Genomic DNA, 13499 nt, shown 5'->3' with positions numbered 1-13499 from the left:
TTTTTATTGTGTCACCAATTTCTTATGATGAGTCGAATACATCGCCATCTGATCCGCCTGCGGGTCCAAATATGCTTTGGCGCTGTTCACGGCGGTCGGTCCCTCCGTGAACCCGCCGGCAATCAATCTGAGCTTGCTTTCATAATGGGCGGCGTCACCTGCAACAAACACGCCTGGAAGATTCGTCCGCATATGTCTGTCGGCTTTAATCCTGCCTTCTTCTATCTCAAGCCCCCAATCCTTCATCGGGCCGAGATCAATTTTAAATCCGTGATTAATAATGAGCTCATCAAGCTTGATGTCTTCAGAAAGGCCAGACTCGGTATGACAAACGGTGACGCTCTCGATCCGTTCTTCGGTGCCGTTGAGATGCTTCAGACGATACGGCGCAAACACCCGCACGGAAGACTGCTTCATTTTCGCCACGCTGCTTTCTAAACCGCCGAACTCCTCACGGCGGTGCAAGACGGTAACAGACGCCGCAATCGGTTCCAGCTCATTCGCCCAGTCAACCGCGGCATCTCCCCCTCCGGAGATCACGATATGCTTACCTTCAAACGCATCCAGCTTCTCCACTTTATAATGAAGGTTTTTCCCTGAATAACGGCTCGCATCCGCGCTGTTGAGCTCATTGACCTCAAGCGTTCCCATGCCGACAGCCAAAATCACGGTGCGTGTATAGTGCTTTTCCCCTTCAGAACTTTCCAGCACAATGGTCCCGTCATTCAGCCGCTCAAATCCGGTCACCCGCTGATTCAACACGATATCCGGCTCAAATGTCGCCGCCTGCTCCTTCAGCTGCTTAATCAGCTGTGCCCCGGCGATCCCCGGAATTCCGCCGATATCACGGATAATTTTTTCCGGGAAAAACATAGACACTTTCCCCCCGAGCCGCGGCAAAAATTCAATCACTTTCGTTTTCAGCTCGCGCATCCCGCAATAAAAAGCCGTAAACAGGCCGATCGGGCCCCCGCCTATAATCGTGACGTCATACACCTCATGATTTCCCGCCATTATTCTGCCTCCCGTTTATATCTATACTTCAAACATATCTAATTGAGAATCAATATCACTAAGAGTATAACATACATTGAGGAGCAGTGTTCATTCATTTCTCATCTTGGGAAAGGGCTGAGGTTCTGAGATTGATAAGCGGGAGGGTATTAAAGCTGAAACCAGTACGGCGACTGGTTTCTTTTTTATTTCTTTTTCATCAGCATGATATCAAGATACAGCTGGCACCTTGTCCTGAAGTCGTTTAAATTAATTGATGTCATGTCAAGAATCTGTTTGATACGGTAGTTCAATGTGTTTTGATGAATAAAAAGCTGTTCTGCGGCTGGTTTTGTTTTGCAGTTATTGAGGAGATAGATTTCTAACGTTTTCAGCAGTTCGGTGCTGCTTTCTCTATCCTTGGCTTTTAATAAAGCTAAATCATGGTTTACATATTCCAGTGAGGCGTTTTTTTCTTCGATGCTTTCAAGATAGCGGTAGATCCCGAGCTTGCTGTATTCGTACGGGATATTTTCCTGGTTTCCGGTAATTTCTGCGGCCTTTATGACTTCAAGGGCTTCTATATAACTTTTCCCGAGCTTCAGGATGCTGCTGTATTCATTGCCGATTCCGATATAAATGGGAGTGGGGATCTTCTGAAAGTGAAAATGAGTCAGCAGTTTGTGGATGAATTCAGATGCTGCCGAAGTGCCGGAGCTTTTTTGCGAGAAGCTTGCGACGACGATGACAATATTAGAATCAATGGTTAAGACGTGACTGACTTTATCCCGCAAATTCAAGTACGATTTGATATTTTCCTTCAAATCTTCGACTGCCTCCCCATCCCCATTTGCGGCATGCAGGACAACCACCGAGAAAACCGACGGCAGCACGGCGTTCATCTTTTCCGCCTCCCGCCTGAACTCCTTTTCAGAGGAGAATTGCTGAAAGATTGCCCGTTTCACCAGGTCTTCCGCTCTCTCTTCCTTTTCCTGTTTCAGCCGGTTCGTTTTATAGATGATTTTTCCGACATGGAATGAGGTTTCATATAAAAAGTCGAGCTCCTCGTCCGTCAAATCGCGGTCGAGCTCCTGAATCCAGATGTAGCCCATCACTTCCCCTTTATGTTTTGCGCTTACGACCACCCTCTGATTCAGCCCGATACTGTCTATTTTTTCAACACGGAACGGTTCAGGAACGGTTTTCAGTTTTTCGATCACCCCGTCCTTCAGAAATCTCTCAAAAATCTGCACGGGGCATTTTTTTGAAAATATCGTCTGCTGGTTGGCGGAGTCGAAGTGATTAATGTAATAAGAATTATAGGCAAGCAAAAAGAAATCCGCACTTTCCAGAATGACGGGCTTCTGCAATTCGTAACTGATGAAATCAATTAATTTATCAATGTCCGTAAATGAAAAAACTCTCTCTAAAAGCTCTTCCATACCTATTTCTCCTATGCTCTTTTTATCTTTATCATACTCTGAGGGGTGACTTTTTGTATAGAAAAAAATTCATATATTCCCAAAACAGCATAATCCGGAATTCTGTATCGTGAAAAGAGGAAAAAGGGCGGTCCCTTCTTCCTCTCGTTCCTTGCTTTTATTGAGAAAGTGTATCACGGTACTCATGAAACTGATCTGTGACATCTTTTGACGGAGCCTGTGTCAATAAGCTGACGACAAATACAGCGGCAAGGCTTCCAGCAAAGCCCGGAATGATTTCGTACAAAAAGTCTGAAAGACCGGCATTCGCCCAAATGATTACGGTAATCGCTCCCGCAATCATGCCGGCGAGTGCCCCCCATTTCGTCATCCGTTTCCAAAATAAACTGAGCAGTACGACCGGCCCGAATGACGCGCCGAATCCCGCCCATGCATAGCTGACAAGACCTAGTATCGTGTTGTTTTTCTCCCAGGCGAGCACCAAGGCGATGATTGACACCGCAAGCACTGCCATTCTCCCCAGAAATACGAGTTCCTTATCAGAAGCCGAACGCCTGAACATGGACTTATACAAATCCTCTACTAAAGAACTGGACGTAACGAGCAGCTGAGACGAAATCGTACTCATAATGGCCGCTAAAATCGCAGAAATGAGAAATCCCGTAATAATCGGGTGGAACAGAATGTTGCCGAGCTGAATAAAAATGGTTTCCGGATCAGCCAGCTTCAGTCCGTGCTGATGGTAATACGCGATTCCCGCAAGACCCGTAAACAGCGCGCCTAGTGCAGACAAAATCATCCATCCCATTCCGATCCGTCTGGCGCGTTTGATTTCTTTCACAGATGTGATCGCCATAAAGCGCACAATAATATGCGGCTGCCCGAAATAGCCGAGCCCCCACGCAAATAAAGAAATAATGCCAAGGACGGTCGTTCCTTTGAACATATTAAACAGTTCCGGGTTGACGGAACGGATATCGGCAACGGTTTCTCCCGGGCCGCCCGTATGAAAAATCGTCACAATCGGCACGAGAATAAGCGCCGCAAACATGATGATCCCTTGGACAAAGTCCGTCCAGCTTACCGCCAAAAAGCCCCCGAACAAGGTGTAGGCGACAACGACGCCTGTCACGGCCCACAACCCGGTGTGGTAATCCCACCCTAAAATGCTGTTGAATAGAACGCCTCCGGACACCATGCCCGATGATACGTAAAATGTGAAAAAGACGAGAATGACAAGACCCGAAAACAGTCTGAGAAGCTTCGTATGATCACCGAAACGATTCTCAAGGAAACCCGGAATGGTGATGGAATTCCCCGCTTGTTCAGTATACGTTCTCAGTCTCGGCGCCACGAAAAGCCAGTTCGCCCATGCTCCGAGCACAAGGCCGATGACAATCCAAGCTCCGCTTAACCCCGTTGAGAACATGGCGCCCGGAAGCCCCATCAAGAGCCATCCGCTCATATCCGCCGCTCCCGCGCTGAGCGCTGTGACGGCAGGACCTAAAGAACGCCCCCCGAGCATGTAATCCGTCAGATTTGACGTCCGTCTGTAGGCGAAATAACCGATAAACAGCATGCCCGCCATATAAATACAAATGGATATAATCAACTGAATGTTTGCTATGGCATTTCCTCCTCCGCTTTATATGTTTATGGTGAAATGGACACCCCCCTCGAGGAGGATGCCCATTCAGTCCCTCTTAAAACATTTCACTGATTGTTTTCGCCTGCATGTGGAGGGCCAAATAATCCGGGCCGCCCGCTTTTGAATCAGTGCCGGACATTTTAAAGCCTCCGAACGGATGATATCCGACAATCGCTCCCGTACAGTTGCGGTTGAAGTACAGGTTGCCGACATGGAATTCCTGTTTCGCCCGTTCAATATGTTTGCGGTTATTTGTAATGACCGCTCCTGTCAAACCGTATTCGGTATTGTTTGCCACTTCCAGCGCTTCATCAAAGTTTGATACTTTAGAAAACCCGACGACCGGCCCGAAAATTTCTTCCTGCATGAGTCTGGCTTTCGGATCAAGGTCAGCGAAGATCGTCGGCTTGATAAAGTAGCCTTTTGAATCATCTCCGGTGCCGCCGCTTACTAAACGGCCTTCTTCTTTTCCGATTTCAATGTAGCTCATGATTTTATCGTAAGAGCCTTGGTCGATGACAGGCCCCATATACACGTCAGCGCTGTCAGGGCTTGCCGTCACTTTTGATTCAGTGATTTCGATGACGCGCTCCAAGACGGCATCGTATACTTTTTCATGCACAACCGCGCGGGAACCGGCAGAACATTTTTGTCCCGCGAAGCCGAATGCTGATGTAAAGATGGATTGCGCCGCCAATTCAATGTCCGCATCTTCGTCAACGACAACCGTATCTTTACCGCCCATTTCTGCAATGACGCGTTTCAGATGTTGCTGTCCCGGCTGCACTTTCGCCGCACGTTCAAAAATTCTCGTACCGACTTCACGTGATCCCGTAAATGTAATGATGCTTGTTTTCGGGTGATCGACGAGATAGTCTCCCACTTCCGCTCCGCTTCCCGGAACAAAGTTGACAACGCCCTTCGGAAGGCCTGATTCTTCAAGCACTTCTACGAATTTCGCCGCGATGACCGGTGTCGCGCTTGCCGGTTTAAGAACGACCGTGTTGCCCGTTACGATCGGTGCCACCGTCGTTCCCGCCATAATCGCAAAGAGGAAGTTCCATGGCGGAATGACGACCGTTACGCCTGTCGGTGTGTAGACATATTGGTTCTTCTCGCCTTCGCGGCTGTTGACCGGTTTGCCTTTTGCCAGTTCGATCATTTGGCGCGCATAGTACTCCATAAAGTCGATGGCTTCAGCGGTATCCGCATCAGCTTCGTTCCAAGGCTTTCCCGCCTCCTTGACGAGCAGGGCGGAGAATTCATGCTTTCTGCGGCGGACTTTGGCAGCCGCGCGGAACAGGACAGCCGCTCTTTCTTCAGGAGATGTGTATCTCCACTCTTCGAACGCTTTCGCGGCCGCTTCAATCGCTTGCTCAGCGTGCTCTTGAGAAGCTTTTGACACTCTGCCGACAACTTCTTCTTTATCAGCCGGGTTGATTGAAACGATTTTCGCTTCTGTTTCCACTCTTTCACCGTTAATGACAAGAGGATAATCTTTTCCCAGATACTCGCTTACCTTCGCAAGCGCTTTCTTGAATTCTTCAACATTCGATTGATCTTGGAAATTCGTGAATGGTTCGTGTTTATAAGGTGTAGTCATTGTCATCTCTCCCTTTTTTACTTCTTAGTCATTCCTTTAAAGGCGAATGCGATATTTGAGGGGCGTTCAGCGAGCCGTCTCATGAAATAGCCGTACCAATCATCGCCGTAAGGCAGGTAGACTCTCATGTTGTATCCTTCTTCCACTAGGCTGAGCTGGGTTTGCGAGCGCATACCGTACAGCATCTGAAACTCAAAGCGGTCGTGTGGAATGCCGTGCTCTTTGACAAGCTGCTTTGTGAACTCGATCATCTTGTCGTCATGCGTGGCAATTGCCGTATAATGTCCCTTTAAAAGCTGTTTGCGGATGAGTCTTTTATAATTTTCATCTACATCGCTTTTTTCAGGATAGGCCACCTTTTCCGATTCTTTATAGGCTCCTTTGACAAGGCGCAGAAACGGATTCAGCGGGTCAAGATCATCAAGGTCCTTCTCCGTTCTGTACAGATAAGCCTGCACTACGGTGCTTACGTATTCATACCGGCTTCGGAAGTCTTTAAAGATATCCAGCGTTTTCTGGCATCTCGTCTCATCCTCCATGTCAATCGTCACCATGACTTTATGTTTTTCCGCCGTCTGGAGGATTTTCGTCATATTTTCATAGACGAGATCGAGATCTATATCAAGACCTAAAGACGTCATTTTTAATGACACTTGGGAATTCAGCTGTTCATCAGCGATTAAAGCGATGGTCTGCATGCACTCCTCGGTGCGTTCTTTCGCGACATCACCGCTGTTGACAAATTCACCCAAATGATCGACAGTAACTGACAGCCCTTGGCTGTTCAAATGTCGGATTGTCGGGATAGAACTGCGGATATCCATTCCTCCGATGATTTTGCCGGCTGCCACACGGCTTCCCCAGCCTCGCGCCATCTTATTGAGAAAGCTGCTCTTGGATAAAAATAAGAAAAAATCTCTTGTAATCACTTCCAACCTTAACACCCCGCAATCTAAGAAGTATTTGTATGAGTCTATTGTAAATGGACAAAACATCCTCTCACAATATTCTAAAAATACAAAGATTCTGATAAATTTTTGTGGTTTTTCCACAATCAGCTTCTTAGAGAGCAGGCGGATCATGCCGAAAAAAGGCGGACGGAAATGACAGAAATCGTCAATTCCCGCCTTTTTCTTCCCAAGCCTCTTCGACGGTCTGAATCAAAAGCTGATTCAGTTCGTCCGTTATATCCGGTTTCGGTGTTTTGACCGTTTTGGCATACTGACCGATGCGTTCTATTTCCTCTTCTATAAAGGCATGAATGATCATATTTCCGGGTTCCGGAGCCAGTTCCTGTCCGCTTTTTTTCCTTGTAAGCAGTGTGCTGATTTCAGAAATGAGCGCTTCATCCGTCAATAGGGCATCTGCCAGTACAGAAAATGACATCGGCGGTACGGTGCCGAACGTTTCAATCCACTTGCAGGCAAGGAGAGGCCGCAGGACATAAAAATACTTTTTAATCTTCACTGCACTGCCCCGCAATTCCGTTTTTTCATTCCGCTTTGCCATATTGAGATAATGATAGAGGCATGCTTCGGGCGAAAAGGCGCGGGTTTTCAGTTTTCGGAGCTTTTCAGCCGCTGTGAAAGCTTCATAATAGATCATCTCAGAAGAAAGCCATTCCAAAAGAGGCGGATTTGATTTTTTAAAGAGCTGCAGGGCTTTTCTCAGTTCCCAGCCGCTGATGTCAAGCATGTCATGGATCGGCTCTTCTATGACATCCCTATGCGGTTCAATGGAAAAGTACCATTCTTTTTTCGGCACATAGAGAAACCGTACATCGTAGTCGCTTTCGCTTGACGGAAATCCCCATGCGCGGCTTCCCGACTCTACGGCGTAAAGCACCTTAACGTCGTGCTTTGCCTCCATTCGTTTTAATTCTTCAATGATCCTTTGTTTCATTTGTATCCGTCCTTTTCCGTCATCATTCATGAAAAAAGCCCAAACACTTGGGCTTTTCACTGCTGTCAGCCTTTCAGATGCGCTTTCAGAAAGGCCAGCTTTTCCGTATGGAAAGAAGGTATATATTCATGGCCGAAATACCGGTAAACTTTCAATTCTTTTTCCGTTTCCAGATGATTGTAAGCGGCAAATACCGTCGACGGCGGAGTCACCCGGTCAATCAGCCCGATGGACATGAGAACCGGCACCTTTACGCGGTCCGCCAGATTCATGATATCAAAATAGGCCAGTGTATTCATTGCGGCCTTCTCCGTTTCAGGGCTGCCGTTTTTTCTGAAAAAGGAGTTAATCTCAAGATACGGCTCATCTAGTGCGACATCAATCGCCCGCTCAAAATTGCTTAAGTACGGATAATCAGCCGCAACCGCTCTCGGAATGTCGGAAAGCGCTGCCGCGGCGATGGAAAGCCCGCCTCCCTGGCTCCCCCCGATGACGGCGATTCTCGTTTCATCCACTTCATCAAAGCTGCTGATGACTTCAAGAGCCCTTACTGCGTCTAAGTACACACCGCGGTAATAATATGTATCTTTGTCTAAAATCCCTTTCGTCATCCAGCCGGGAACGTGCCCGTGCGGTGAGACGCTTGTATCTGTGCTGCTGTGCTGGCCGCGGACAAGCATCCCGAACGCGGCATATCCGTGAAGCGCCCAATTTACGATGTCATGTATATCCCCGTCATAGCTTGCGTTGTAGCCGTGGTATTTCACGATGGCCGGATGCGGGCCTTTTCGGTCGGGAACGGCATACCATCCCTCAATTTCCGCCTTGCCGAAGCTTCGGTATTTCAGCCGGAATACTTTCACGCCGTCAGCCGGATAGCTTTCAGGCATCAAATCAGGCTTTGCCTCTTCCTTTGCAAGCTCATGTAATGATGATGCCCAAAAATCCGCAAAGTCATGAGGAGCGGTTTTATTTGGTTTATAGGTTTGCAGTTGGTCAAGCGGCAAGTCGTATAATTGCATATCCGATTATTCTCCTTTGTTTTATAAGATTTAATTTTCTGACTCTATCTTAACATGATTTTACCCTTATTTTCTAAACATTTTTATAAATGATCGGCGGATGCTTTCACTTTTTATCAAACGTTTGTTTAACAGAAAACAAAAAAGAGCTGTGCGCTCACAGCGGCACAGCTCTTTTTACATCGGCTGATACAGGTCCCAGCCGATTTTTAACGTTTCAACGATATAATCGGCAATTTCTTCAGGTTCCAGATTATCCGTTGTCACTTTTGAATTATGTTTATCATAGATGCTTTGGCGCTCGTTAAAGAGCTGCTGCATTTCATCCATTGAACGGTTATGCAGAACGGGACGGCTTTCAATCAGCAGGTCAGCCCGCTGCTTCCAATTCTCCCATGATAAATCAAGATGGAGCACAAGACAGTTTTCCAGGCAGCATTGTCTGATTTCCTCTTGTTTAAACGAACCGCCCCCAAGAGACACGATCTTGAATTTCGTATTGCGGCAAATATCTAATATATAGTCCTTTTCAGTCTGACGGAAAAAGGCTTCACCCTTTTTCTCAAACATTTCCGGGATGGACATGTTGAAATCTTTCTCAATCTGCAAATCAATATCAATGAAGTCTCTGTATAATTTTTTAGCGACCAGCTGGCCGATTGTTGTCTTACCGACACCCATGAATCCGATCAGTACAATATTTCTTTCTCTTACGGGAATGGCACGTTTTGCGTTCATCTTCGGCGAAATCCTCCTAAGGAATGAAAAAGTTATGTTTATTATATGATAACTCCATATTGAAATATAGAGATAATACGATGAGTTTTTCGATCTACCGGAGCGTAATGCGTTCCACCTTTCCGACAATGAAAATATAAGAAAACGCCCCGATAAAGGCGACAGCGCCGACAAACAGAATCGCACCGTTGTATGAACCGGTCGCAGAGACGATAAACCCGATAATAAGCGGCGTGATAATACCGGCCATATTGGCGAAAAAGTTAAACACGCCCCCTGCCAATCCGATTGTCTCGCTTGGCGCCACTTCACTCAGCATCGTCCAGGAAATATTGGACATGCCCTGCGCAAAAGAAGCAATGGATAAGATCGCCAAAACCGCCGGGGAAGAATCCGTAACATTCGCGAGCACGATGGAGCCCGTCAGCAGAAGACCGAGGATAACGGGCGTCTTTCGGGCAACGTTCACTGATACGCCCCGCTTCATCATGCCGTCAGACCAAAATCCGCCGAACAATACGCCGAAAAAGGCGGCGATATACGGGATTGATGCGGCGAAGCCGACTTTTAAGAAAGCCATGTGCTTTGCCTCCGCCAGATAAGTCGGAAACCATGTCAAAAAGAAGAACAGCGTGGACGCTACGGCGAATTGCCCGATATACAAGCCGACAAGCTTGCGGTATTTAAGAAGCTGGACGAAATCCCGCCACGTGATCCTGCCGGCTGATTCAGACACCTCTGTCAGCCCGCCGCCTTCTTTAATATATTCAAGCTCTTCCCGGTTCACTTTCCGATACCGGTTCGGCTCCTGATACATCTTAAACCAGAAAACGGAGAAAACAAGCCCGAGCAGCCCTGAGGAAATAAAGACGGCTCGCCAGTCGAATGCCGTTAATACCCAGAATAAAACCGGTGTGGCGAACGCCAGTCCGACATATTCCCCCGCTGTGTAAACACCCGTCGCAAAGGCGCGTTCCCTCCTCGGAAACCATGTCGTGACAATCCGGTTGTTTGCGGGAAAGGCAGGCGATTCAGCCAGCCCGATAATCAGGCGGCAGCCGAATAAAAATCCGAAACTGGCCGCAAAAGCTTGCACTCCGGTGAAAACCGACCAGACAAATAAAGAAACTCCGTACGTCCGTTTTGACCCGAATTTGTCCAAAATAAGCCCGCCGGGAATCTGCATACCCGTATAGGTCCAGCTGAATGCGGAAAATACGACGCCCAAAAGCGCGGGGCTTATGTTCAGCGAAGTCTGAATGGACGGGGCGGCGATGGATACACTTGCACGGTCTATATAATTAATCGCAGTGATAAAAAACAAAAGAATCAGTATCACATAACGAGCGCGAGTCGGTTTATTGCGGACGGGCCTGAAGTCCGTCAGCTCCGTTTCATTTTTCAATGGCTTCTCCCCCTTACTCGAATGACATTAATTGTACAACACTTCGAGCAATTATTTAATACTTTGACGCAAAAAAGCGCTAAACAATTTGTGTTCAATACTGCACCGCTTCCATAAAAAAAGTGTTTACCCTTTTCGTCTGTTTATCCGCAGCTTATCCGGGGAAAAAACACATATAGGATAGACAGTTAACGGGAGGATTACTGATGAAACTGAGCTTTTGCACGACAGGGTTTAAAAAAAAGCATATTCTCGATGTCATTTCTTTCGCAAAAGAGCACTCCTTTGACGGAATCGAACTGTGGGACGGACACGCCCAACAATATATAAAGGAAATCGGCCCGCTCGACAGGCTTGATCAGCAGCTTCAGGAGGAAGGCTTCGAAGTGCCCGCTGTCAGCTTGTACACTGACTTCGCCACTCAGGATGAAAGGCAGGCGTTAAAGGATGTTCAAAGGGCATTAAGCGCGGCGAGGCAGCTGCACAGCCCCCTGATCAGAGTCTTTGCGGGCAACCTGCCTTCGCACCGGACGTCACCGGAAAAGTGGCAGAGCGCGGTGGATCAATTTCAGGAGGCGGCACTGCTCGCAGATGACTATGACGTCAATATCGGGCTTGAGATTCATTACGATACGTACGCGGATACACCGGAAGCGGCGCTGGCATTTTTAGAGGATGTCGGACATCCGCGGGTCCGCATCATTTTTGACGGCTCCAACCTTCACGTCAATCACGTGGACCAAATGTCTGCTTTAGAAAAACTGTATCATACCGTCAGCCATATCCACCTGAAAAACTATCACTGGAATTTTGACAACTGGTATCTCAGCAAGCCGGTGTCTGTTCTGCAAGGCGATTTACGGCAGGAACCCTTTCTGAAAGAACTGTTGAACAAGCAATACGGCGGATTCGTGTCACTCGAATACTTCGGTCGTCATGCTGAAGCGCATATGAAAGAATCTCTGAATGAGATCAGGCACTGCTTTAAGAAATAAAAAAACATCCCCTCTGAAGGGATGTTTTTTCAAATTAAGAAAAAAATTTTAGAAACAGAGAAGGAATTTTATGGATAATTGTCTAATTATTAACACTGTAATGCATTTCATTTGAAAAGGGAGTGTTCGAAATGAAATTCAAAAAAGTGTTAACCGGTTCTGCGCTGTCTCTTGCCTTACTGATGTCTGCCGCTCCTGCCTTTGCCGCATCACCAACAGCATCTTCATCCGTGGAAAATAGCCCAATCTCAACGAAAGCAGATGCCGGCATTAATGCAGTCAAGCTCGTTCAAAGCCCTGACGGCAATTTCGCTGCTTCTTTCGTTTTAAACGGAACAACGTGGATTTTCAAAAGCAAAACTTATGACAGCGGCAGAGGGATTTGGATAGGGGTTTATGAAAGTGTAGATAAATAAAAATGAGATAAACAAAAAACCTCCCTTTCAAGGGACTGACCCCATAATATGAGACAAACAAAAAACACCTTCAAGTTTGAAAACGGATCGTTGTTATCCGAAATTAGACTTGGAGGTGTTTTTCTATGAGGACAAGAGTGAGTTATCCGGTTGAAGTCAAACAGAAGGCTGTAGAAATGAGATTGGCGGGCGTGCCTGTGAAGGAGATCATGCAGGAATTGAATATAAAGAATAAGACGCAGATTCAGACATGGGTCAGGTGGTATAAAGCTGGGGATACACATCGATTCGAACAACCTGTCGGAAAGCAGTATTCTTATGGAAAAGGTCCAGAATATTCTTCCGAATTAGAGAAACTGCAGGCAGAAAATCGTTATCTGAGACAACAGAATGAAGTGTTAAAAAAGTACAACGAATTGGAAAGGAAGCTGATAGCGAAACGCCAGTCGAGCTTGTAGAAGCATTGCGCGGCACAATGACCATACAGGATATCTGTATTCATTTAGGTATCTCACGAGCATCTTATTATCGTTGGAAGAAGAATCTGATGAAAGATAACCCTAAATACCATTTAGAAAAACAAATCGGCACGTTGTGCCGAGAACACAAGTATCGATATGGCTATCGGAAAATCACAGCCATATTAAAAAAGGGAATGCGTATGAATCATAAAACGGTTCAGCGCATTATGCAGAAGAATCAGTGGCAATGCCGGGTTAAAGTGAAAAAGCGCAAGAAGAATGGGCAGCCATATGCCGTGGCCGAGAATATATTGGATCGGAACTTTCAGTCTGATCGCCCTCTGGAAAAGCTAGTAACGGATATCACATATTTGCCTTATGGGCAGAAACCATTGTATCTTTCCAGTATATTGGATTTATACAATGGAGAAGTGATTGCTTTTACGATTGGCGATAGACAGGACACAGACTTTGTCTTACACACACTTGATCAGCTGCCCGCACTGCCAGAGAACTGCGTGTTACATAGTGACCAAGGTTCTGTTTATACATCTTATGAGTATCAGAAAGCTGTTAAAACAAAAGGCATTACCATGAGCATGTCCCGCAAAGGGACGCCCGCTGATAATGCCTCCATCGAATCGTTTCATTCCTCACTAAAGTCTGAAACGTTCTACCTCGACAGGTTGGAAAGCACTACGACGACCATCGTAGAACAAACTGTCGAAACCTATATACACTATTATAACAACATTCGTATTCAAACGAAACTAAACAACCAGCCGCCGGTCACATACCGACAGCTGGCTGCTTAAAGGTGTTTTGATCCCTGTCTCAAAAACGGGGGTCAGTCCCCAAAAAGGAGGTTTTTTCA

12 protein-coding genes are annotated in these 13499 nt (G+C 46.7%); 3 read left to right on the top strand and 9 right to left on the bottom strand.

Going from position 1 to position 13499, the window contains the following annotated elements:
• Positions 1 to 3 precede the first annotated feature (3 nt).
• The 9 genes from ABDB98_RS01700 to ABDB98_RS01660 form a co-directional block, all read right to left on the bottom strand.
• Complete coding sequence (locus ABDB98_RS01700; RefSeq protein ID WP_438421169.1) at positions 4 to 1014, bottom strand: NAD(P)/FAD-dependent oxidoreductase; 1011 nt, start codon at positions 1012 to 1014, stop codon at positions 4 to 6.
• Positions 1015 to 1199: 185 nt separating this feature from the next.
• Positions 1200 to 2435 carry a PucR family transcriptional regulator gene (locus ABDB98_RS01695; RefSeq protein ID WP_016936810.1) on the bottom strand — a complete coding sequence of 412 codons (1236 nt, stop codon included), beginning with the start codon at positions 2433 to 2435 and terminating at the stop codon, positions 1200 to 1202.
• A gap of 157 nt (positions 2436 to 2592) precedes the next feature.
• Positions 2593 to 4047, bottom strand: coding sequence for a sodium/proline symporter PutP (gene putP, locus ABDB98_RS01690; protein ID WP_438421168.1), 1455 nt, complete (start codon positions 4045 to 4047; stop codon positions 2593 to 2595).
• Positions 4048 to 4138: 91 nt separating this feature from the next.
• Entirely contained in the window at positions 4139 to 5686 is a 1548-nt protein-coding gene (gene pruA, locus ABDB98_RS01685) for an L-glutamate gamma-semialdehyde dehydrogenase (RefSeq protein ID WP_016936812.1), read from the bottom strand.
• A gap of 17 nt (positions 5687 to 5703) precedes the next feature.
• The gene (locus ABDB98_RS01680; protein ID WP_101605621.1) at positions 5704 to 6615 is read right to left on the bottom strand and encodes a proline dehydrogenase family protein; all 912 of its coding nucleotides are present in this window, start codon (positions 6613 to 6615) and stop codon (positions 5704 to 5706) included.
• A gap of 187 nt (positions 6616 to 6802) precedes the next feature.
• Positions 6803 to 7588: a nucleotidyltransferase domain-containing protein gene (locus ABDB98_RS01675; protein WP_438421167.1), complete on the bottom strand. Its 786-nt coding sequence runs from the start codon at positions 7586 to 7588 to the stop codon at positions 6803 to 6805.
• Positions 7589 to 7653: 65 nt separating this feature from the next.
• Complete coding sequence (gene cah / locus ABDB98_RS01670) at positions 7654 to 8610, bottom strand: cephalosporin C deacetylase (RefSeq protein WP_438421166.1); 957 nt, start codon at positions 8608 to 8610, stop codon at positions 7654 to 7656.
• 177 nt (positions 8611 to 8787) lie between these two features.
• Positions 8788 to 9348 carry a shikimate kinase gene (locus ABDB98_RS01665; protein ID WP_438421165.1) on the bottom strand — a complete coding sequence of 187 codons (561 nt, stop codon included), beginning with the start codon at positions 9346 to 9348 and terminating at the stop codon, positions 8788 to 8790.
• A 94-nt stretch (positions 9349 to 9442) separates the two neighbouring features.
• Positions 9443 to 10753 (bottom strand): MFS transporter, encoded by a 1311-nt coding sequence (locus tag ABDB98_RS01660; RefSeq protein WP_016936816.1) that lies wholly within the window; start codon positions 10751 to 10753, stop codon positions 9443 to 9445.
• Between the two features lie 206 nt (positions 10754 to 10959).
• Here ABDB98_RS01660 and ABDB98_RS01655 point away from each other — a divergent pair, with 206 nt between their 5' ends.
• From ABDB98_RS01655 to ABDB98_RS01645, 3 genes are all read left to right on the top strand, one after another.
• A complete protein-coding gene (locus tag ABDB98_RS01655) occupies positions 10960 to 11748 on the top strand; it encodes a sugar phosphate isomerase/epimerase family protein (protein ID WP_438421164.1) in 789 nt (262 codons plus the stop codon).
• Between the two features lie 131 nt (positions 11749 to 11879).
• Positions 11880 to 12164 (top strand): antimicrobial peptide LCI, encoded by a 285-nt coding sequence (locus ABDB98_RS01650; RefSeq protein ID WP_064777957.1) that lies wholly within the window; start codon positions 11880 to 11882, stop codon positions 12162 to 12164.
• A gap of 125 nt (positions 12165 to 12289) precedes the next feature.
• A protein-coding gene (locus ABDB98_RS01645; RefSeq protein ID WP_438421163.1) for an IS3 family transposase occupies positions 12290 to 13440 on the top strand; the annotation gives its coding sequence in 2 pieces (ribosomal slippage) (positions 12290 to 12563 and positions 12563 to 13440; 1152 coding nt in all).
• The last annotated feature ends 59 nt before the right edge of the window (positions 13441 to 13499 follow it).

It is taken from the genome of Bacillus siamensis (assembly GCF_051628075.1).
Taxonomy (GTDB): domain Bacteria; phylum Bacillota; class Bacilli; order Bacillales; family Bacillaceae; genus Bacillus; species Bacillus siamensis.
This window is presented reverse-complemented; position numbering and strand designations above follow the sequence as displayed.

Coding starts and splice junctions, on each gene's coding strand:
- ABDB98_RS01700 (WP_438421169.1), bottom strand. CDS start 1,014: ATGGCGGGAAATCATGAGGTGTATGACGTCACGATTATAGGCGGGGGC.
- cah (WP_438421166.1), bottom strand. CDS start 8,610: ATGCAATTATACGACTTGCCGCTTGACCAACTGCAAACCTATAAACCA.
- ABDB98_RS01675 (WP_438421167.1), bottom strand. CDS start 7,588: ATGAAACAAAGGATCATTGAAGAATTAAAACGAATGGAGGCAAAGCAC.
- ABDB98_RS01655 (WP_438421164.1), top strand. CDS start 10,960: ATGAAACTGAGCTTTTGCACGACAGGGTTTAAAAAAAAGCATATTCTC.
- ABDB98_RS01695 (WP_016936810.1), bottom strand. CDS start 2,435: ATGGAAGAGCTTTTAGAGAGAGTTTTTTCATTTACGGACATTGATAAA.
- pruA (WP_016936812.1), bottom strand. CDS start 5,686: ATGACTACACCTTATAAACACGAACCATTCACGAATTTCCAAGATCAA.
- ABDB98_RS01650 (WP_064777957.1), top strand. CDS start 11,880: ATGAAATTCAAAAAAGTGTTAACCGGTTCTGCGCTGTCTCTTGCCTTA.
- ABDB98_RS01665 (WP_438421165.1), bottom strand. CDS start 9,348: ATGAACGCAAAACGTGCCATTCCCGTAAGAGAAAGAAATATTGTACTG.